This is a genomic window from Pseudomonas sp. NPDC087598, assembly GCF_044743525.1.
Lineage (GTDB): Bacteria > Pseudomonadota > Gammaproteobacteria > Pseudomonadales > Pseudomonadaceae > Aquipseudomonas.
The window spans coordinates 1-20271 of record NZ_JBIUWQ010000072.1 but is presented as its reverse complement, the minus strand read 5'-3'; the positions used below and the strand labels follow the sequence as shown (position 1 = coordinate 20271).

General features: G+C 59.5%; 23 protein-coding genes. 7 read left to right on the top strand and 16 right to left on the bottom strand.

What is annotated here, in order from left to right; genetic code table 11:
• Nucleotides 1-42 precede the first annotated feature (42 nt).
• Nucleotides 43-561: an acyloxyacyl hydrolase gene (locus tag ACIOWE_RS26695; RefSeq protein WP_095114379.1), complete on the top strand. Its 519-nt coding sequence runs from the start codon at nt 43-45 to the stop codon at nt 559-561.
• Nucleotides 562-694: 133 nt separating this feature from the next.
• Here ACIOWE_RS26695 and ACIOWE_RS26690 read toward each other — a convergent pair whose 3' ends face one another.
• From ACIOWE_RS26690 to ACIOWE_RS26635, 12 genes are all read right to left on the bottom strand, one after another.
• Entirely contained in the window at nt 695-1000 is a 306-nt protein-coding gene (locus ACIOWE_RS26690; protein WP_201236826.1) for a YkgJ family cysteine cluster protein, read from the bottom strand.
• Nucleotides 1001-1053: 53 nt separating this feature from the next.
• On the bottom strand, nt 1054-1545 hold the full coding sequence (locus tag ACIOWE_RS26685) for a DUF2878 domain-containing protein (protein WP_401397709.1): 492 nt from the start codon (nt 1543-1545) through the stop codon (nt 1054-1056).
• Nucleotides 1538-2803, bottom strand: coding sequence for a class I SAM-dependent methyltransferase (locus ACIOWE_RS26680; RefSeq protein ID WP_401397706.1), 1266 nt, complete (start codon nt 2801-2803; stop codon nt 1538-1540). Before ACIOWE_RS26680 ends, ACIOWE_RS26685 begins: the two co-directional genes overlap by 8 nt.
• Nucleotides 2790-3593 (bottom strand): DUF1365 domain-containing protein, encoded by an 804-nt coding sequence (locus ACIOWE_RS26675; RefSeq protein ID WP_401397703.1) that lies wholly within the window; start codon nt 3591-3593, stop codon nt 2790-2792. The genes ACIOWE_RS26680 and ACIOWE_RS26675 overlap by 14 nt, the downstream gene beginning before the upstream one ends.
• Nucleotides 3590-4837 carry an NAD(P)/FAD-dependent oxidoreductase gene (locus tag ACIOWE_RS26670; protein WP_401397700.1) on the bottom strand — a complete coding sequence of 416 codons (1248 nt, stop codon included), beginning with the start codon at nt 4835-4837 and terminating at the stop codon, nt 3590-3592. The genes ACIOWE_RS26675 and ACIOWE_RS26670 overlap by 4 nt, the downstream gene beginning before the upstream one ends.
• Nucleotides 4834-5616: an SDR family NAD(P)-dependent oxidoreductase gene (locus ACIOWE_RS26665; protein ID WP_401397697.1), complete on the bottom strand. Its 783-nt coding sequence runs from the start codon at nt 5614-5616 to the stop codon at nt 4834-4836. Before ACIOWE_RS26665 ends, ACIOWE_RS26670 begins: the two co-directional genes overlap by 4 nt.
• Complete coding sequence (locus ACIOWE_RS26660; protein WP_201236832.1) at nt 5613-6035, bottom strand: nuclear transport factor 2 family protein; 423 nt, start codon at nt 6033-6035, stop codon at nt 5613-5615. The genes ACIOWE_RS26665 and ACIOWE_RS26660 overlap by 4 nt, the downstream gene beginning before the upstream one ends.
• On the bottom strand, nt 6028-7473 hold the full coding sequence (gene phrB, locus ACIOWE_RS26655) for a deoxyribodipyrimidine photo-lyase (protein WP_401397694.1): 1446 nt from the start codon (nt 7471-7473) through the stop codon (nt 6028-6030). Before phrB ends, ACIOWE_RS26660 begins: the two co-directional genes overlap by 8 nt.
• 20 nt (nt 7474-7493) lie before the next feature.
• Entirely contained in the window at nt 7494-8435 is a 942-nt protein-coding gene (locus ACIOWE_RS26650; protein ID WP_401397691.1) for a MerR family transcriptional regulator, read from the bottom strand.
• On the bottom strand, nt 8435-9397 hold the full coding sequence (locus ACIOWE_RS26645; protein WP_401397689.1) for a YbgA family protein: 963 nt from the start codon (nt 9395-9397) through the stop codon (nt 8435-8437). The genes ACIOWE_RS26650 and ACIOWE_RS26645 overlap by 1 nt, the downstream gene beginning before the upstream one ends.
• 129 nt (nt 9398-9526) lie before the next feature.
• Nucleotides 9527-9742: a TIGR02450 family Trp-rich protein gene (locus ACIOWE_RS26640; protein ID WP_401397686.1), complete on the bottom strand. Its 216-nt coding sequence runs from the start codon at nt 9740-9742 to the stop codon at nt 9527-9529.
• On the bottom strand, nt 9739-10725 hold the full coding sequence (locus ACIOWE_RS26635; RefSeq protein ID WP_201236837.1) for an NAD(P)/FAD-dependent oxidoreductase: 987 nt from the start codon (nt 10723-10725) through the stop codon (nt 9739-9741). Before ACIOWE_RS26635 ends, ACIOWE_RS26640 begins: the two co-directional genes overlap by 4 nt.
• Before the next feature lie 197 nt (nt 10726-10922).
• Here ACIOWE_RS26635 and ACIOWE_RS26630 point away from each other — a divergent pair, with 197 nt between their 5' ends.
• On the top strand, nt 10923-11825 hold the full coding sequence (locus tag ACIOWE_RS26630) for a TIGR01777 family oxidoreductase (RefSeq protein ID WP_401397683.1): 903 nt from the start codon (nt 10923-10925) through the stop codon (nt 11823-11825).
• A gap of 13 nt (nt 11826-11838) precedes the next feature.
• A complete protein-coding gene (gene hemH, locus ACIOWE_RS26625) occupies nt 11839-12864 on the top strand; it encodes a ferrochelatase (protein WP_401397680.1) in 1026 nt (341 codons plus the stop codon).
• 139 nt (nt 12865-13003) lie between these two features.
• On the opposite strand, the gene ACIOWE_RS26620 is transcribed toward hemH, so the two are convergent.
• Both ACIOWE_RS26620 and upp read right to left on the bottom strand, forming a co-directional pair.
• Nucleotides 13004-14278 (bottom strand): uracil-xanthine permease family protein, encoded by a 1275-nt coding sequence (locus tag ACIOWE_RS26620; RefSeq protein WP_103306094.1) that lies wholly within the window; start codon nt 14276-14278, stop codon nt 13004-13006.
• A gap of 2 nt (nt 14279-14280) precedes the next feature.
• On the bottom strand, nt 14281-14919 hold the full coding sequence (gene upp / locus ACIOWE_RS26615) for a uracil phosphoribosyltransferase (RefSeq protein ID WP_122599134.1): 639 nt from the start codon (nt 14917-14919) through the stop codon (nt 14281-14283).
• A gap of 162 nt (nt 14920-15081) precedes the next feature.
• Between upp and ACIOWE_RS26610 the strand changes: the two genes are divergently transcribed.
• The 3 genes from ACIOWE_RS26610 (at nt 15082) to ACIOWE_RS26600 (ending at nt 16650) form a co-directional block, all read left to right on the top strand.
• A complete protein-coding gene (locus ACIOWE_RS26610) occupies nt 15082-15639 on the top strand; it encodes a hypoxanthine-guanine phosphoribosyltransferase (protein ID WP_053123723.1) in 558 nt (185 codons plus the stop codon).
• A 180-nt stretch (nt 15640-15819) separates the two neighbouring features.
• A complete protein-coding gene (locus ACIOWE_RS26605) occupies nt 15820-16299 on the top strand; it encodes a hypothetical protein (protein WP_401397677.1) in 480 nt (159 codons plus the stop codon).
• Nucleotides 16300-16362: 63 nt separating this feature from the next.
• A complete protein-coding gene (locus ACIOWE_RS26600) occupies nt 16363-16650 on the top strand; it encodes a PA4642 family protein (RefSeq protein ID WP_201231306.1) in 288 nt (95 codons plus the stop codon).
• A 191-nt stretch (nt 16651-16841) separates the two neighbouring features.
• Here the strand turns inward: ACIOWE_RS26600 and mqo are convergent, their stop codons facing one another.
• Nucleotides 16842-18350, bottom strand: coding sequence for a malate dehydrogenase (quinone) (gene mqo / locus ACIOWE_RS26595; RefSeq protein WP_401397674.1), 1509 nt, complete (start codon nt 18348-18350; stop codon nt 16842-16844).
• 706 nt (nt 18351-19056) lie between these two features.
• Nucleotides 19057-19290: a hypothetical protein gene (locus ACIOWE_RS26590; protein ID WP_401397671.1), complete on the bottom strand. Its 234-nt coding sequence runs from the start codon at nt 19288-19290 to the stop codon at nt 19057-19059.
• A 204-nt stretch (nt 19291-19494) separates the two neighbouring features.
• Between ACIOWE_RS26590 and ACIOWE_RS26585 the strand changes: the two genes are divergently transcribed.
• Entirely contained in the window at nt 19495-20079 is a 585-nt protein-coding gene (locus tag ACIOWE_RS26585; RefSeq protein ID WP_166221220.1) for a YajG family lipoprotein, read from the top strand.
• Nucleotides 20080-20271 lie beyond the last annotated feature (192 nt).

The window sequence follows — 20271 nt, the reverse complement described above, 5'->3', positions numbered from 1 at the left end:
TCTAGAAAACCAAACGATCGTTCCGGAAAAGGAAGTTTCAACGTGAAGCGACTATTCTGCTTGGCCGCGATTGCGGCCGCACTGATGGGGCAAAGTATTACCGCACAAGCCGCCGGCGTTGAATTCGCCGTCGGTGCTACCAGCGATTCGACCATGACTTATCGCCTGGGCATGAATTTCGACTGGGACAAGAGCTGGCTGCAGAGCGACGTCGGTCGTCTGACCGGTTACTGGAGCGGCGCCTACACCTACTGGGAAGGTGACAAGACCTCCAGCAACAACAGCCTGTCGTTCTCGCCGGTATTTGTTTACGAGTTTGCCGGCCAGTCGGTCAAACCGTATGTTGAAGCGGGGATTGGTGTCGCGGCGTTCTCCAACACCAAATATGAGTCGAACAATCTAGGCGGCTCTTTCCAGTTCGAAGACCGTTTCGGTTTTGGTCTGCGTTTCAATGGCGGACATGAGGTCGGGATTCGTGCAACGCACTATTCCAACGCCGGCCTGGCGAGCGACAACGACGGGGTAGAAAGCTACTCGCTGCATTACACAATGCCGCTCTAACTGATACACGCTTGACCCCTGTGGGAGCGAGCCTGCTCGCGAAAGCGGTGTTTCATTCAACATCTTCGTTGAATATGAAATAGCTTTCGCGAGCAGGCTCGCTCCCACATTTGGTTTTGGGGTGTATTCGGAATCAGCGGTAGGCCGTGGCAATCCCCTGGCGTTCTTCGATGCATTCCGGTGCGCCCATTTCGAACTCGCGGCAGATCAGCGGGCGTTTTTCGTAGATGGTGCACATCATCGTGTCGCGATCCAGCGCCGCACACCAGCCGTCGTCCAGACGCAGCATGACTTCGCCGCCCCACTCATCGGTATCGATAAAACGATCAGGCACGCCCGTGTCGGTGATCAGCATCACTTCGAGCTGGCAGCAGCAGGCTGCGCACGTCGAACAGGTGACCGCCGGTTCGGCGATTTGTTGGTGGGGGATGGTCTTCATGGCCGGCAGTGTAAGGCAGTGCTTGCCGCGTGTGTGAATGCTCTGACAGACGCTCACTGGCCGAGGCGTCGAGCCATGAGATGGAGCAGCGGAAACAGCAGCGCCCAGAGCAGGCCGATACCGATCAGGGTGGGCAACTCACCGTAGGGAAATTGCACCCCGGCCAGGCGCCCGCCACCGTAGTAAGACAAAGCGCCGCCGCCGGCACCGAGTACGCTGGCCAGCCACCAAGGCCGGGCGCTCCACGCCAGACAATGGCGCAACGTGGTGGCCAGCAACGCCCATAGCAACATCAGCCACAACGGAATCAGCGGCGATTGATCCTGAAATTCGAACACGCCGGTTGCGCGCAAAACGCTGTCCACTGCGGTACCGACAATCACCACGCTCAGCATCAACCGGCCCTCGGCTGCCCAACTGGTGATCCAGCGCAGATGGATCACCAGCACCACCAACGCCAATAGCAGCCACAAGCTGTTGCCGCCAATCACACAGGCCAGCCAGCCGATCTGGAACAACACGGCATTGGCGATCCGCTCAAGCATCGAAGCGTCCGAGCAGCGGCGCTGGCATCGCCGCCGGTTTGGCCAGCAGCAATTGCGCCGTGCCGATGGTGCGCTCGAGAAAGCCGCCCTCGCAGTAGCACAAGTAAAACTCCCACAGCCGCAGGAAATAATCGTCATAGCCCAACTCGCTCAAGCGACCGTGAGCGCGGCGAAAGTTCTCGTGCCACAGGCGCAGGGTCTTGGCGTAATGCAAGCCGAAGTCTTCCATGTGCAGCAGGTTCATGTCGGTGTCACGGCTGACGATTTCGAGCATCTTCTGCACGCAGGGCAGAGCACCGCCGGGGAAAATGTAGCGCTGGATGAAATCGACGCCACGCTTGGCCTGTTCATAGCGCTGCTCTCGAATGGTGATCGCCTGGATCAGCATCAGGCCGTTGCTCTTGAGCAACTGCGCACATTGTTTGAAGTAGGTCGGCAGGAAGCGATGGCCGACCGCTTCGATCATCTCGATCGACACCAGTTTGTCGTACTCGCCGGTGAGGTCGCGGTAGTCCTTGAGCAGCAGCGTCACCCGATCCTGCAAGCCCAGTTGTTCGATACGCCGGGCGGTGAAGGCGAACTGCTCTTTCGACAGCGTGGTGGTGGTCACGCGACAGCCGTAATGCTGCGCCGCGTACAACGCCATGCTGCCCCAGCCGGTGCCGATTTCCAGCAGGTGGTCTTCGGGCTTGAGCGCGAGCTTCTGGCAGATTCGCTCGAGTTTGTTCAGTTGCGCCTGTTCCAGACTGTCCTCGGGAGTGAGGAACTGCGCGGCGGAATACATCATGGTCGGGTCGAGAAATTGCTCGAACAGATCGTTGCCAAGGTCATAGTGCGCGGCGATGTTTTTCTGCGATCCCTTGCGGGTGTTGCGGTTGAGCCAGTGCAGGCCTTGCACCAGCGGCCGGCCGAGACGGGCCAGCCCGCCCTCCATCGCATCGAGCACGTCGAGGTTGCTGACGAACACCCGCACCACGGCGGTCAGATCGGGCGAGCTCCAGTAACCGTGGATAAATGCCTCGCCCGCGCCGATCGAGCCGTTGCTGGCGACCATGCCCCAGGCTGCCGGATCGAGCACATGGATCTCGCCCAGCAAGGGACTGCCCTTGGTGCCGAACAGCATCTGCTCTCCGTCCTCGACCACCAGTAACTGGCCGTGTTTGAGCTGAGCCATTTGCCGCAATACGCCACGACGCAGCAGCGATCCGCTCAGACCATTGGTGCTTCGTCGGCTGACCGACAGACTAGAGGATTTCATGGCGGTGCTCCCTGGGAGGCGCAGTGGCGGTTTTAAAGCTGCCGTCGGCAGCCTGATGAGCAAAGATCGGTGCGCGTTTGATCAGCAGTCGCACGGCTTGCCAATAAATCGCCAAAGCGGTTTTCGCGGTCATCCACGGAAAGCGTCGCAAGTAACGATGCAGGCTGTGCCGGTCGAGAGTTTCGCGTTGCAGATTGAGGGTGGCGTCGAACAGCTTTTCTTCGCCCTGCCAGTCGGCCATGTGCACGCCGAGTGTTTGCGCGGCAGGGCTGAAGCTCATGCGGTATTCGAGATCGCGCGGCAGGAACGGCGAGACGTGAAACGCCTTGGCCACCGCGAAATGTTGATGGTGTTGATGGCGACCCGCCGGCAGCACGTAGTGATAACGCTCGCGCCATGGCGTGTTAGTGACTTCACAGACAATCGCCGCCAGTTGCCCATCGGCTTCATGGCAATAAAAGAAACTCACCGGATTGAACGCCAGGCCCCAGCTGCGCGGTTGTGTCAGCAGGCACACTGAGCCTTGTGGCTCATGACCGATGGCAAGACCGACCTGCTGGCGAACCGCATCGATCAGGCGCATGCCGGTAGCGGTAAAGGTTTTGAGGTAGTCGGTCTCGCGAAATGAAAACGGTGCAAAACGGCTGCGGCTGGCCAGTGGCGACAGACCGAGGACCGCGTCCTGTTCTGTCAGGTCGAGGTACAGCAAACCGATCCGGTAGCGAAACTCATGCCGGCGCGGCGAGAAGCGCCGATGGCCGATCCAGCCGCTGTACAGGGCGCTGTTCATAAGGTTTCCCCGAACGCCGCCGCCACGCGCAATGCGCTGACCACGCCGTCTTCATGAAAACCGTTGGCCCAGTAGGCGCCGCAATAATGCGTGTTGTGCACGCCGTCCAGTTCGCTCCAGCGGTTCTGCGCCGCGACGGCGGCAAGGCTGAATTGCGGATGGGCGTAGGTGTATTTGGCGAGCACTCTGAACGGGCTGATGCCGGCGCTCTGATTGAGGCTGACGCAGAACGTGGTGTTGCTCTCGATCCCTTGCAGGATGTTCATGTCGTAGGTGACGGCCGCGTGTGTATGGCCCGCACCGTTCAAGCGAAAATTCCAGCTCGCCCACGCCAGTTTGCGACTGGGCAGCAGGCGCGTATCGGTGTGCAACACCACTTCGTTGTCGGCGTAGGGCAGGGCGCCGAGGATCGCCTGTTCGGCGTCGCTGGGGCTGGCGAGCAGTTGCAGGGCCTGATCGCTGTGACAGGCGAACACCACTTTGTCGAAATGCTCGATGCCGGCCGGGCTGTGGATAACCACGCCGTGTTCATCGCGATCGACGCGAGTCACCGGGCAGTTCAGGCGGATCTTGTCCTTGAACGTTGCCGTCAACGGCGCAATGTAGGCGCTGGAACCGCCTTCGATAACCTGCCATTGCGGGCGATCACTGACTGACAGCAGGCCATGATTCTTGAAAAAACGCACAAAGAACTGCAGCGGAAAATTGAGCATCTCGGCCATCGGCATCGACCAGATCGCCGCCCCCATCGGCACGATGTAATGCAGGATGAAGCGCTCGCCATAGCCGCCGGCCTTGAGGTAATCATCGAGGGTCATATCGGCGGAGATGCGCAGTTCGACGAGGTCGCGCTGGGCTTCTTTATTGAAGCGCAGAATGTCCCGCAACATCCCCCAGAATCCTGGCGACAACAGATTGCGGCGTTGGGCGAACAGGCTGTTGAGGTTGTTGCCGTTGTATTCCAGACCGGTGTCCGGATCGGTCACCGAAAAGCTCATTTCGGTCGGCTTGAAGTGCACGCCGATCTGGCCCAACAGGCGAATGAAGTTCGGGTAGGTCCAGTCGTTGAACACGATAAACCCGGTGTCTACCGCGTATTGGCGATCCTCGACCGTGACTTGCACGGTGTGCGTGTGACCACCGACCCAGTCGCCGGCCTCGAACACCGTGACGTCATGTCGGCGATTGAGCAGGTAAGCGCAGGTCAACCCGGCGATCCCGCTACCGACGATGGCGATTTTCATGCCGGATCCCGCAGTGGCGGAGGTTTGCGCACCATGCGTTTGCCGATCATCAATTGCACACGGGCAGGCAGTTTCGACAAGGGCCACAGCGCCGCCATGAACAGCGCCGGAAAAGCGATCTCCAGTGGACGGTCCTTGAGTTTGGCAAAGATGTGCCGCGCGGCTTTATCCACAGGCCAGCTCAACGGCATCGGAAAGTCATTTTTGGCGGTCAGCGGTGTTTCGACAAAACCCGGGCTGATCACCGTCACTTCAATGCCCTCGTCGGCCAGATCTATGCGCAACGATTCGAACAGATAACGCAGCCCGGCTTTCGATGCACCGTAGGCTTCGGCCCGTGGCAGTGGCAGGTAAGTGACCGAACTGGCCATCCCGACCAGATGCGGCGCCGTACCTTTGCGCAACAACGGCAGGGCGGCTTCGATGCAGTAGCTGCTGGCGAGCAGGTTGGTGCGCACCACGTGTTCAACGATGGAGGAATCGAATTGCCGAGCATCGACATATTCACAGGTGCCGGCATTGAGGATCACCGAGTCCAGCGAGCCCCAATCCTCGGTAATCTGCTGGCCGATTTCGCGTACCGTCTGGCTGTTGGTCAAATCCCCCGGCACCACCAGCACTTGCCCCGGATAACGCTGCGACAGCACTTTGAGCGGGGCGATCTGGCGTGAACTGACGGCCAGGTGTGCACCGGTTTTCAGGATCTCTTCAGCCAGGGCTGCACCGATGCCACTGCTGGCACCGGTCAGCCAATAGCGCCGTTGAGGTGTACGACTCATCCCATTCTCCTTTTTAGCCAGGCGATGACCCGGCCCAATACGGGTAAATGTTCATACAGCAGCGCCCCGGCATCGAAGTAATCGCGGTGGCGATAAACCTTGTCGCGCCAAAGCAGGTGCGAGCAGCCCGCGACGCGTATTTCTCGGCCACTGGCGAGGCGCGGGTGGCGATAACTCATGACCCAACGCAGGTAACCTTCACCCTCGCCGATCTGGTCGAAACCGTGAAAGTCGAAACGCAGCTCACTGACGTTGGCGTACAGCTCGCCGAAGTAGTCACGCAGTTGCGCCAGCCCTTGAACTTCGTGCAGCGGGTCGGTGAAGTGAATGTCATTGCTGTACAACTCGCCCAGGCGTTGCAGGTTGTCTTTGTTCAACGCTGAAAATTGCCGGGCGAAGTTGCGCAGGAATTCACTCATGATCAACTCCGGCCGGTTGGCGGGAGGGCAGGTTCTTGAAAGCAGTTAGCGCACGTTCCCGCGAAGCGCTGAGGTTGACGATCGGCGCGGGGTAATCCGCCACGCCGAACAAGCCGCCAGCGCTGGCCGGGTTGTGCACTTGTTTTTTATCGAGGTCGGCCAGTTCCGGCAGCCAGTGCTTGATGAACAGGCCTTCGCTGTCGAATTTTTCCGACTGGCTCAGCGGGTTGAAAATACGGAAGTACGGCGCCGAGTCGGTGCCGGTCGACGAACTCCATTGCCAGCCTCCGTTGTTCGCCGCCAGATCACCATCGATCAGATGCCGCATGAAAAAGCGTTCGCCTTCACGCCAGTCGATCAGCAGGTTCTTGGTCAGGAACATCGCCACGACCATGCGCAGGCGATTGTGCATCCAGCCGGTTTCGAGCAATTGGCGCATCGCCGCATCAATGATCGGCAGGCCGGTGCGCGCCTCTTGCCACGCTGCCAGATCTTCGGGCGCATCACGCCAGGCCAGCGCTTCGGTTTCCGGACGGAATGCGCGGTGGCGCGAGACCCGTGGATAGCCGACCAGAATATGTTTGTAGAACTCGCGCCACAGCAGTTCGTTGATCCAGGTGACCGCGCCGACCTTGCCGCTTTCGAATTCACCCTGATTGCTTTGCAGGGCGGCGTGCAGGCATTGGCGTGGCGAAATCACGCCCGCTGCGAGATAGGCCGAAAGCTGACTGGTGCCGGGTTTGGCCGGGAAGTCGCGTTCGTTTTTGTAGTAATCGATCTGCGTGTCGGCGAAGGTGTCGAGGCGCCGCCGGGCTTCCTGTTCACCTGCTGGCCATAAGGCGCGCAGCGACTCGCTCGGTGTGGCGAAGCCTTTGACCGCTGCCGGGACGGGATCGCTGGCGATGGTTAAAGGCGATTGTTTCCCCTGTGTTTTCACCAGCGTTGGCATCGAGCGATGCAGGCGTTCGTAGCAGACCTTGCGGAACTGGCTAAACACCTGAAAGTAGGTGCCAGTCTTGGTCAGCACAGTGCCGGGCTTGAACAATAATTGGTCGAGGTAGCTGTGAAATTCGATGCCCTCGGCCCGCAATGCCTCGGCCACTGCGGCATCGCGACGACTTTCATGGACGCCGTATTCTTCGTTGACGTGCACCGCCTCGATGTTCAGTTGTCGACAGAGTTTGAGCAGTTCTTCCGGCGCCTGATCCCAATGGGCAGCGGTACGAATCAGCAACGGAATGTGCAATTGGCCGAGACTGCTGCTCAGCTCTGTCAGGTTGCGCAGCCAGAAGTCGACCTTGCACGGGGCGTCGTCATGCTCAAGCCATTGCCGGGGGCTCAACAGATACACGGCGACCGTCGGGCCGCGCGCTGCGGCAGCCGAGAGGGCGGTGTTGTCGTGTTGGCGCAAGTCGCTGCGCAGCCAGATCAATTGCATATCGGTATTCGCCGCGTCCATTAAATCAGCCCATGCTGAACAAGTGCCTGGTGCGCAGAAAGCGCGTCTTCAGCCAGGTACAAATCAGCTATCTCACAAGTTCTTACGGACAACTCGGCATGGTGGATGCACACCGTTGGTCCGACGATTATTTTTGGGCAACCGACGCCAGCCAAAAGTTTTGGCAACTGCCCAAGCTGCATTGCTTTGCTGGAATACAGCAGTACGCCGCGCGCTTGCAGATGTTCGACCGCCAGTGCCAGTTCTCCTGCCGGCAATGGCCAGTCAAACACTTGTACCGGGCAATCGGCGCTGCTGATCAGCCACGCGCACAGCCACAGGTGAGGTTCCAGTGGCAGGTCGGAATGATTGATCAGCAGCAGAGGCGCGGCGTGCAATTGACGGTTGTTATGGTAGATGCGTGCGCCAAATTTGCTGCGTAACCATGAATAAAAAAACACTTGTTCCATCTGCGCGCCGAACTGGCCCTGCCAACGTTGCTCGAGTTCGGCCAGCAGTGGCAGCAGCAATTGCTCGCACAGTGTGCGCGGCGGGTAGAGCGCCATGGCTTGATTGACGCTGTCATCGAGGGCGCGCTCGTCGAGTTGCATAACGGCCGCCAGCAGGGTCTTTTGCAAGCGTTGCCAGTCATTCTCCACCGGCTCGCTGAATGCCTGCGCCGTGTCGAGCAGCGGCTTGACCTGACTGACCGCGACGCCGCGATTGAGCCAGGTGAGGATGGTCAGGATGCGTTGCACATGTTCGGCCGAATACAGCCGATGGCCCTTGGGCGTGCGCTGGGGGATGACCAGGCCGTAACGGCGCTCCCATGCACGCAGGGTGATCGCATTGACGCCGGTCTGGCGCGCTACTTCGCGAATCGGCAGCCAGCCTTCGTCGAGGGCTTTCTTGAAGTCGGCGCCGAGGTCTTCCCGGGCGCTGGAGTCGAGTTTGTCGTTCATCAAATGGCGTTTCGCAGGCTGAGATTTTCCGGATGCGGCTGTAGGTAAACCTGCTGCGCAATGTACGGATCGGGATGGAGGCGGAAGTGATGCTTGAGCAGCGTCAGTGGCACCACCAATGGCACGATGCCGAGGCGGTACTGGCCGATGACGTGCTGCATTTCCTGTTTGTCTTCGGCGCTGATCGCCTGTTTCAGATATCCGCTGATGTGCTGCAAGACGTTGCTGTGGGTACGCCGGGTCGCGCACTTTTTCAACGCGGCCATCAGCTCGCTGAAATAACGCGGCCCGAGTTCGGCGGGGTCGCTGTGGCCCATGTTGCCGAGCAAGCTGCCCAGCGCTTTGTATTGCACCGGGTTGTTGGCCATCAGCAGGTATTTGTAGCGCGAGTGGAATTCGGTGAGCGCGCGGCGGCTCAAGCCTTGGCCGAGCACTTGTTGCCAGGCACTGTAGGCGAGCACGCGAGTGATGAAGTTTTCTCTCAGCACCGGATCATTGAGGCGCCCGGCTTCTTCCACCGGTAAATCCGGGTGGCGTGCGCAGAAGGCCTGGGCGTAGATGCCGCGTCCACCACCGTTAACCGGGGCGCCGTTGGCGTGATAGACCTTGACCCGTTCGAGTCCGCAGGACGGCGATTGCTGCATGAAGATGTAGCCGCAGAGGTCATCGAGTTCGGCAGCCATCTTTTGCCCGTATTCGGCAAGGGGCGCGGTGACGTTGATCGCTGGATTGACGGTGCCGATGGCCTCGGGGCTTTGCGGGTCGCCAACCAGGCGGATCGGCTCACGGGGAATGCCCAGGCCGATAGCGACTTCCGGGCACAGCGGGACGAATTCGAAGTATTCAGCGAGCGTGCGACTGCACAGCCGCGATTCCTTGTGCCCGCCGTTGTAGCGCACCTCGGCACCCAGCAGGCAGGCGCTGATAGCGATTTTGGGTTTGCACTTGGAAAATTCGGACATGACCACCTCGAATCCATACCTGTACAGAGAATTACCTCTGTACAACTTTCTTCAGCATAGTTTCAAAGGTGTACAAGTCAAATCATTTGTATAAGTTTTGAGGTTGAATACGATCTCTGTAGGAGTGAGCTATTGCCAACCCAATAACCAGCGTTCGTTGTTTTTGAGGCTTTGCCAATCGAGTCGTTCGGTGCGCTTGGTCAGCACCGCCTGCAACTCGACTTCCAGCACAGTGCCGTTCTCATCGCGGAACAGTTCGGTGACCAGAAAATGCTTTTCGCGGTTTTGCGGCAGGGCTGCTGTCCATTTCGACAGCAGCAGTTTTTGCGGATTGAGGCGGTTCATTGCAAGTGTTCATGCAAGCGGCGCGCTGCTTCCTGGCCGCTGAGCCAGGCACCTTCGACGCGTCCGGACAGGCACCAGTCGCCGCAGGCGTACAAGCCCAGATCGGCATCTGCCAGCGTGCCCCATTCGTGGCCGGTCGAGGGCCGTGCGTAGAGCCAGCGGTGGGCGAGGCTGAAGGTCGGCGCGGGCATGGCGCTGTGCAGCAGCTCGGCGAACGCACCGTGCAGTTGCTCGATCACCGCTTCCTTGGGCAGGTCGATGTGTTGCCGGCTCCAGGCACTGGTGGCGTGCAGCACCCACGTGTCGAGGGTGTTGTCGCGCCCCGGTTTGCTGCGGTTGCGCGCCAGCCAGTCGAGCGGACTGTCTTGCACGAAGCAGCCTTCGATGGGCGTATCCAGTGGCGTGTCAAAGGCGAGGGCGACGGCCCAGGTCGGGTCCATTTTCACCCCGGCGGCGGCACCGGCGAGTTTCGGCGCGGCGGCCAGCAGCGCGGTGGCTTGCGGTGCTGGCGTGGCAATCACGACATGGCTGAAGGGGCCGTGAGTGAAACCCTCGGCGTCTTGCAGATGCCAGTGTTCTTCGCCACGAAAGACCTCGGTGATCCGGCAGGCGAAATGCACCTCCAGACCGTCGAGCAAGCCGCGAGTGATGGCACTCATCCGTGGCGCGCCGACCCAGCGCGTCTGTTCGTCCGGCGACAGGTTCAGTTGTCCGCCCTGGAAGGTGTAGAGCTGCGGCGTCCACTCGGCGACCCAGCCCTGGCTTTGCCAACGCTGAACCTCGGTGACGAAACGTCGGTCGCGGGCGGTGAAATATTGCGCGCCCATGTCCAGTGAACCGGCGTCGCTGCGCTTGCTCGACATGCGTCCGCCGCTGCCGCGACTTTTATCGAACAATTGGACGGTGTGCCCGGTCTCAGTCAACGCCTGAGCTGCGGAGAGTCCGGCGATGCCGGTGCCGATGATTGCGATAGGTACAGTCATAGGGGCCTCGTTTACCTTTCTGTACAGACTACGCCGTGGATGAAACCTGTACAATTTTGTTTTTTGGTATAACTTCCAGCGTTCTCGTTCTGACAGCTTGGCCTATGGTTAAACAATAGAGCCTGCCCGATAGAAAAGATCCCTGCTTATAAAAATAGACTAGTGATCCGGGTAAAACGCTACGCGAGGAAGAAGTCATGCACATATTGCTGACCGGCGGTACTGGTTTGATCGGACGTCAACTCTGTCGGCACTGGTTGGCGCAGGGCCATCGATTGTCGGTGTGGAGCCGCAGCCCGGAAAAGGTTGGCAAAATCTGTGGTGCTCAGGTGCGCGGTATTGCGCGTCTGGAAGACCTCGGTGATGAGCCGGTGGACGCCATTATCAATCTGGCGGGTGCGCCGATTGCCGATCGACTGTGGACGCATCGGCGCAAAGCGCTGTTGTGGAGCAGCCGTATCAAACTGACGGAGACCCTGTTGGCCTGGCTCGAAACACGGGCACAGAAACCGTCGTTGCTGATTTCGGGATCGGCGATTGGCTGGTACGGCGACGGCGGTGAGCGTGAACTGACTGAAGATTCGCCGCCGGTGATCGACGATTTCGCCAGCCAGTTGTGCATCGCCTGGGAAGAAACCGCCCTGCGTGCCGAGTCGATGGGGATCCGTGTGGTGCTGGTGCGCACGGGGCTGGTGCTGTCGGCCGAGGGCGGCTTTTTGTCGCGGTTGTTGCTGCCGTTCAAACTCGGGCTGGGCGGGCCTTTGGGCAATGGGCGCCAGTGGATGCCGTGGATTCACATCAGCGATCAAATCGCCCTGATTGATTTTCTTCTGCACCGCGATCAGGCCGGTGGTCCTTATAATGCGTGCGCGCCAAACCCGGTGCGCAATCGCGAATTTGCCAAGACGCTGGGCAGCGTGTTGCACCGCCCGGCGTTCATGCCGATGCCGACACTGGCGTTGAAAGTCGGCCTTGGCGAGTTGTCTTTGTTGTTGCTCGGCGGCCAACGAGCCACGCCGGCACGCTTGCTGGAAGCGGGTTTCACTTTCCAGTTCACGGATTTACGCGCGGCCCTGGATGATCTCTCCAGCCGCCTCTGAAATAGGACGTTGCATGACCGATCACGCCTTGCTTCTGGTCAACCTGGGTTCTCCGGCCTCCACCTCGGTGGCCGACGTGCGCAGCTACCTCAACCAATTTCTGATGGACCCATACGTGATCGACCTGCCGTGGCCGGTGCGGCGTCTGCTGGTCTCGCTGATCCTGATCAAGCGCCCCGAGCAGTCGGCGCATGCCTATGCGTCGATCTGGTGGGAGGAGGGCTCGCCGCTGGTGGTGCTCAGCCGTCGCTTGCAAGAGCAGATGAAAGCGCAGTGGAAGCAAGGCCCGGTCGAGCTGGCGATGCGTTACGGCGAACCTTCGATTGAAACGCGTCTGTTGCAACTGGTCGCGGCGGGGCACAAGCGCATCACGCTGGCGCCGCTTTATCCGCAATTCGCCGATAGCACGACGACCACGGTGATCGAAGAAGCCAAGCGTGTGATCCGCGCGAAGAAGCTCGATGTGCAGTTGTCGATCCTGCAACCGTTCTACGATCAGCCGGAATACCTTGATGCCTTGGTCGCCAGTGCCAGGCCGCATTTGCAGCAGGATTACGATCACCTGTTGCTGAGCTTCCATGGCTTGCCGGAACGGCATCTGACCAAGCTCGATCCCACCGGTAATCATTGCTTCAAGGATCAAGACTGCTGCAAGAATGCTTCGCCGGCGGTATTGGCCACCTGTTATCGCGCGCAATGCTTGCGCACTGCGGAGCTGTTCGCCGAGCGTATGGGTTTGCCGGACGGCAAGTGGTCAGTGTCGTTTCAGTCGCGTCTGGGCAAGGCGAAGTGGATCGAACCGTACACCGAAGCGCGGCTGGATGAACTGGCGAAAAGCGGCGTGAAGAAGATTCTGGTGATGTGCCCGGCGTTCGTTGCCGATTGCATCGAGACGCTGGAAGAGATCGGTGATCGCGGCAAGGAGCAGTTCCGCGAGGCGGGGGGCGAGGAGTTGGTGCTGGTGCCGTGCCTGAATGACGACCCGCAATGGGCGAAGGCGTTGGCTACCTTGTGTGAACGAGCGCCGCTGGCCCTGTAAAAGCCAAAAGCATCGCGGGCAAGCCCGCTCCCACATTTGATCTCTGTTGCCACAAGGTTTGTGTACACAGGAGATTCACTGTGGGAGCGGGCTTGCCCGCGATGACATTTGTACAAACAACAAAAAAACTGGAGCTTGATCAGATCAGCGGCTCATCCGCCTTCTTGTTCTTCCAGCCATCATTGCCCGGCAGAATCAGGTTCAGCGCAATCGCCACCACCGCGCACAGCGCGATGCCTTTGAGGCCGAAGTCGTCCGGGCCAGTGCCGGTGCCGACCAGCACACCGCCGATGCCGAACACCAGCGTCACCGAAACGATCACCAGATTGCGTGCTTCGCCCAGATCGATCTTGTGACGGATCAGGGTATTCATCCCCACCGCCGCAATCGAACCGAACAACAGGCACAGAATCCCGCCCATCACCGGTACCGGAATGCTTTGCAGCAGCGCGCCGAACTTGCCGATGAACGCCAGGCTGATGGCGAAGATCGCCGCCCAGGTCATGATTTTCGGGTTGTAGTTCTTGGTCAGCATCACGGCGCCAGTCACTTCGGCGTACGTGGTATTCGGCGGACCACCGAACAGGCCGGCAGCGGTGGTGGCAATGCCGTCACCCAGCAACGTGCGGTGCAGGCCCGGCTTCTTCAGGTAATCGCGACCGGTCACGCTGCCGACGGCAATCACGCCGCCGATGTGCTCGATGGCCGGAGCCAGTGCCACCGGAACGATGAACAGAATCGCCTGCCAGTTGAATTCCGGCGCGGTGAAATGCGGGATCGCAAACCACGGTGCAGCGGCAATCTTCGCGGTATCGACCACGCCGAAATAGAACGCCATGCCGAAACCGACCAGTACGCCCGAGATGATCGGCACCAGGCGGAAGATGCCCTTGCCGAATACCGCCACGATCAACGTGGTCAGCAGCGCCGGCATCGAGATCATCATTGCGGTTTGGTAGTGGATCAGTTCAGAACCGTCGCCCGCCTTGCCCATCGCCATGTTCGCGGCAATCGGCGCCATGGCCAGGCCGATCGAAATGATCACCGGACCAATCACCACCGGCGGCAGCAGACGGTCAATGAACCCGGTGCCTTTGATCTTCACGGCAAGGCCGAGGAAGGTGTAGACAAAACCGGCCGCCATCACGCCGCCCATGGTCGCGGCGAGGCCAAACTGGCCCTTGGCGAGAATGATCGGAGTGATGAAAGCGAAGCTCGACGCAAGGAACACCGGCACCTGACGCCCGGTGACGATCTGGAACAGAATCGTCCCAAGACCTGCGGTAAACAGTGCCACGTTCGGGTCCAGGCCCGTGATCAGCGGCATCAGCACCAAAGCGCCGAAAGCCACGAACAGCATCTGGGCGCCGGACAGCACCGTGCGCCAGAGCGGATCGTTGAACTCTTGCTGCATGGTCACGCGTCCTTCTGCTTGGTGCCGAAGATCTTGTCACCCGCATCGCCAAGCCCAGGAATGATGTAACCGTGTTCGTTCAAACGCTCATCAATGGACGCGGTGTAGATGGTCACGTCCGGGTGAGCCTTCTCGACGGCAGCAATGCCTTCCGGCGCGGCAACCAGCACCATCGCGCGAATGTCTTTGCAGCCAGCCTTTTTCAGCAGGTCGATGGTTGCGACCATCGAGCTGCCGGTGGCGAGCATCGGGTCGATGATCATTGCCAACCGTTCGTCGATTTCCGGAACCAGTTTTTCCAGATAGGTGTGGGCTTGCAGGGTTTCTTCGTTGCGGGCGACACCCACAGCGGAAACCTTGGCACCCGGGATCAGGCTCAGCACGCCTTCAAGCATGCCGATGCCGGCGCGCAGGATCGGCACGACGGTGATCTTCTTGCCGGCGATTTTCTCGACCGACACGGTGCCGCACCAGCCTGGGATATCGTAGGATTCGAGCGGCAAATCTTTTGTAGCTTCATAGGTCAACAGGGCGCCGACTTCCTGAGCAAGCTCGCGGAAATTCTTGGTGCTGATGTCAGCGCGGCGCATCAGGCCGAGTTTATGGCGGATCAGCGGGTGGCGGATCTCGAGGATGGGCATGGAAAAACTCCGGCGGCGGGCAAAAAAACCGGCCTAGATTAATCTATCCGAGGGTGATGTCCTATAGGACATTGAGTACGTTAGTCCATTAAGGCTTGATTCGACCTCGCGGGATGCGTACCTTTGCCCGCTTTTCCGAAAAACATCCCCCTGGAGAGCGCCATGTCCGCTGATCTCGAGCATATCCGTCAAGTCATGCGAGAGGCTGACTGCCTGTACACCGAAGCTGAAGTCGAGGCTGCCATCGCCCGCGTCGGTGCACAAATCAACGAACAACTGGCTGACAGCAACCCGGTGGTGTTCTGTGTGATGAACGGCGGCCTGATCTTCTCCGGCAAGCTGCTGACTCACCTGCAATTCCCGCTGGAAGCCTCCTACCTGCACGCGACCCGTTATCGCAATGAAACCAGCGGCGGCGATCTGTTCTGGAAAGCCAAGCCGGAAGTCTCGTTCATCGACCGCGACGTGCTGATCATCGACGACATCCTCGATGAAGGTCACACCCTGGGCGCGATCATCGACTTCTGCAAACACGCCGGCGCGCGCAAAGTGCACACCGCCGTGCTGATCGACAAGGATCACGACCGCAAGGCGCGTCCTGACCTGAAAGCCGATTTCGTCGGCCTGCCTTGCATTGACCGATACATCTTCGGTTACGGCATGGACTACAAAGGCTACTGGCGCAACGCCAACGGGATCTTTGCCGTTAAAGGCATGTAAGAACCTGGTATTGCCCCCTGTGGGAGCGAGCCTGCTCGCGAAGACGTTGTGTCAGTCAGCATCATTGAAAACTGACACACCGCTTTCGCGAGCAGGCTCGCTCCCACAGTTGTTTTGTGTGGGCTGATCCGTTTCGTACACCCATGCTAGAGTGCTCGGCCCCGCCCTCCGGAGCCTGTCATGAGCCGTTTGATCCGCAGCTTTGCCTTCCTGTTGCTGACCCTCAGCCTGCCCTTGGCCGCCGCCCCGATGCACAGCCAATTCCTGCCGCCGGACGATCTGACCGTGCGTGATGCCGAACCCGAACAGCAACAACTGCTGCAGATCACCGACTATTCAGTGGTGGTCGGCGCGCAACGCCAGTCCAATCAGCAACCGATCCCTGTCACCTCGCCGCTGATCATCCGCCTCAAGGGCAAATCCCTGAGCAAAGGCGCGACGATCACCCAAGTGCTGGTCAATTTCGACGGCGAAAGCAAAAGCCTGAAAAAGCCGGTTTATGACGACAGGAGCAAAACCCTGACGCTGTTTTATCCACAGGCACAGTACCGGGTGATCATCGATCTGCTGCGCAATGACACCGTGTATGTGCAGTTCCTCAGTTACGCCAACGGCCATATCTGGGCCGATTTGCACACCGGCAGCGTGCGCGCGCGTTGAGCCCGGCGGCAGGGCAGGGGTAAACTGCCCGCCCCGTGTAATGTCTGCGAGCTGGAGTCGGCAATGCGTAAAGATAAGAAACAGGTGATTGGTGACGAGATCGGCGATGAGCAGATCAAGCTGTTCCTCGATTTTGAACCGGTCGACGCCACTTCGCCGTCGCTGCACAAACTGATCAAGGCCTACCGTGGCCTGCGCATCGACGATTTCGAGCGCTTCCTGGGCTTCTTCGTTGAAGCCGGCTACGACGTTGATGGCAAGGACGAGCAGGGCAAGACCTTCGTTGATCTGATCGCCGATCAGCGCAACGCCCCCGAATACATCGAGCTGATCGAAAAGTCCCGCACCTGATCCCTGAGTGATCCCTGTGGCGAGGGAGCTTGCTCCCGCTGGGCTGCGCAGCGGCCCCAAAATCTTGTGAGCGCTGCGCACTCAAGCGGGAGCAAGCTCCCTCGCCACAGTGGTCGGTGGTTCAACTAAGTCCTGGCCATAAAAAAACGCCCCGCACTCACTGAGTACGGGGCGTTTTTTATGCCGCAAGATCAAGCGAAGCTTGGGGTCTCGCTGCTTTCTTCAACCAGTTCCAGCGCGATGTTGTTCTGCGTATTGATCTTGCGATACAGCGCAGCATCGGTTTCCAGAACCTTTTCACGGGCCGGGAAGATTTCCGCCAGCTTGCCAGCCCACTCACCCTTGGCCTTGCCCGGGAAGCACTTCTCGATCAGTTCCAGCATGATCGAAACCGTCACCGAGGCACCTGGCGAAGCGCCGAGCAGGGCGGCGAGGGAGCCGTCCTTCGCTGCCACCAGTTCGGTACCGAACTGCAGGATGCCGCCCTTTTTCGGGTCTTTCTTGATGATCTGTACCCGTTGGCCGGCCACTTCCAGGCGCCAGTCTTCGGCTTTCGCCTCAGGGTAGAAGCGGCGCAGGGAGTCCAGACGCTGCTCCATCGATTGCATCACTTCGCTGACCAGGTATTTGGTCAGGTCCATGTTGTTTTTCGCCACTGCCAGCATTGGCCCGATGTTGCCGGCGCGAACCGACATCGGCAGGTCCATGAAGGAGCCGTGTTTGAGGAACTTGGTGGTGAAACCGGCGTATGGCCCGAACAGCAGGGATTTCTTGCCGTCGACTACGCGGGTGTCGAGGTGCGGCACCGACATCGGTGGCGAACCCACGGCAGCCTGGCTGTAAACCTTGGCCTGGTGATGCTTGACCACTTCCGGGTTGTCGCAACGCAGCCACTGGCCGCTGATCGGGAAGCCGCCGAAGCCTTTGCTTTCTTCGATGCCCGAAGCTTGCAGCAGTGGCAACGCCGCGCCGCCCGCGCCGAGGAAGACGAATTTGGCGTCGACTTCACGGGTGCTGCCGCTGTTGACGTCCTTGATGCTGACGGTCCAGCCGGCGCCATTACGCTTGAGGCCCGTCACGCGTTTGCAGTACTTGACCTGGGCATCGGGTGCGCTGGTCAGGTGCTTGAGCAGCTGATTGGTCAGGGCGCCGAAATTGACGTCGGTGCCGTTCATCACGCGGGTCGCGGCGAGCACTTCGTCCGGCGAGCGGCCCGGCATCATCAGCGGCATCCACTCGGCCATCTTGGTCTTGTCTTCGGTGTATTCCATGTCGGAGAAAGCGTGGTGCTTGCTCAACACGTCGAAACGTTCCTTGAGGAACGACACACCTTTGTCGCCCTGCACGAAACTCAGGTGCGGCACCGGGCTGATGAAGGATTTGCACGAGCCGAAGGTGCCTTTCTTGGTCAGATACGACCAGAACTGCTTGGACACTTCGAACTGGGTGTTGATGTGCACGGCTTTCTTGATGTCGACGGTGCCGTCGGCAGCCTGCGGCGTGTAGTTCAGCTCGCACAGGCCGGCGTGACCGGTACCGGCGTTGTTCCACGGGTTGGAACTCTCCGCAGCACCGGAATCCATCAGCTCGACGACTTCCAGCTTGATCGCGGGGTCGAGCTCTTTGAGCAGCACGGCAAGGGTGGCACTCATGATGCCGGCCCCAACCAGTACTACGTCGACTGCTTCGTTATGCGCCATTTAACGCGTCTCCAAAATCTGCAGCACCAAATTGTCGGCATGGCTGCCAGGCGTTCCGGGGCGAGTCAGTGGTGCCCCAGGTAACGGTGGTCAGGTTCGCCATGTCCGAATCTTCGCAATTTTTCGCAACTTCGACGGATGCAGGCGGCCTGGCTTCAAGGGTTCAATGAACTCATTTCTGCGCAAGGCTGGCAATTCGACTTATGGTCGAGACATCCGTTTGTGTGCAACCAAATCCGTAGCGGACAGGCTTCAGGCTCCGATATTCGAGGTATACCCGGTCCTGTGTCGTTGGGCTGTTCCAGACGCTAATGGTGCATGTTCAGACGCAAAACTATTCATTTGCTCGCCACACTCTTGTGAAGTTGTGAAAACCCGTTTTTTTCACGCTCTTTTGAAGACGTGAACCTCAAAAAGGGCTGTCGAAACCTGGCACCGTGCCCGCAAGGGCAAAACAGCTCAGTGACCGAGCGTCATGACAGCTCTGCAGATTCGCGAAAAGTGGGTTTTTGCCGGAAGAACAGGCAAGCGCGCCAACTTCACTCGATCTGTGTGGGCGGCTCTCTGTGGGCGATTTTGATGTCAATGCAAGCGCATTGACGCTGTTGCGGGGCCCGATCAGGAGACGTCCTTATAATCGGGGGGAGATTGTATCGAAGAAATGCGCGGAGTTGCTCGTGTTTAATGACTTTTATTAGGCATCCGGTCAGATGCTCAACTGCACTTGTGGCCGTGCGCGCATTTGTCGCGGTATGACCCGGGCGCTGGCGGGCAGCGGCTGGTTCAACCAGTGCAGGCGAATTTCTTCGATTTCTACCCAGCCATCGCCCATCGGTTGCAGGCTGCACTGCTTGAATGCCTGGCAGAGGCCGTTGCGGTCGAGCAGGGCAAAGCTGCGGTGCAGCGGACGTGGAGCAAACAACGAGATCAGATAACGCATGGCCGAGTACCTGTTGGAGGGCTGATTTGAAGGTTGCCGAAGGCCCGTGACGTCAAGGTGTATGGGCGGTGAAGAATCTGTGACAGGAACCGCTTTCGACGGGGTTTGTCAGACATTTCAGTATTCACCGCGCGATGCTGGTGAGCTGCAGTGGCCCACCGCTATACTGCCGGCCTGTTTGTGCCTGATTCTGGAGAGAAGAGCATGTTGCAACGCCTGTTGTTCGGTTTGATCACTGTGGCCGGTTTGACCCTGGCCGGCTGCGCCCACAGCCCGCAACAACTGAGCCCGGAGCCGAAGCTGACCACCCAGTTGGCACCGGTTGGCCGTGGCCAGCCAGTCGTGGTGCGTGTGGTTGACGGTCGTCCGTCGCCAACCCTCGGCACCCGTGGCGGTCTGTACCCGGAAACCAGCGCCATCACCGTGCAGCGCGAGCAGATCCTGCCGAAGCTGCAGGCTCAGGCTGAAGCGGCCGTACGCCTGCTCGGTTTCACCCCGACCAACAACGCGCCAAACGCACCGCAACTGACCGTGACCCTGGCCGAGCTGAAATATCAGTCGCCCAAAGAAGGCATGTACGTGACTGAAGCCACCATCGGCGCGACCTTCCGCTCCGACGTGCAGAACGCCAACCGTCGCTACAGCGGCCGTTACGGTGCTTCGCTGGACCAGCGTTTCGGCATGGCGCCGAACCAGGAAACCAACACCAAGCTGGTCAGCGATGTATTGAGCGATGCGCTGACGCGTCTGTTCAAGGACCCGACCGTGGGTCAGATCCTCGCCGAGTAAGTTTTTGGCGGATGTGAAGAAGCCCGGGATCAGCGATGAGCCCGGGCTTTTTTGTAGGGCATGAAATCGTACCCCCTCACCCCAGCCCTCTCCCCAGCTGTATGTACCGGACACATGGTGGACAGGTGTTCGGACACATGGTGGACACTTTTTAATAGACACATTGCTCATCGCGAAGGAGATGACCTGTGT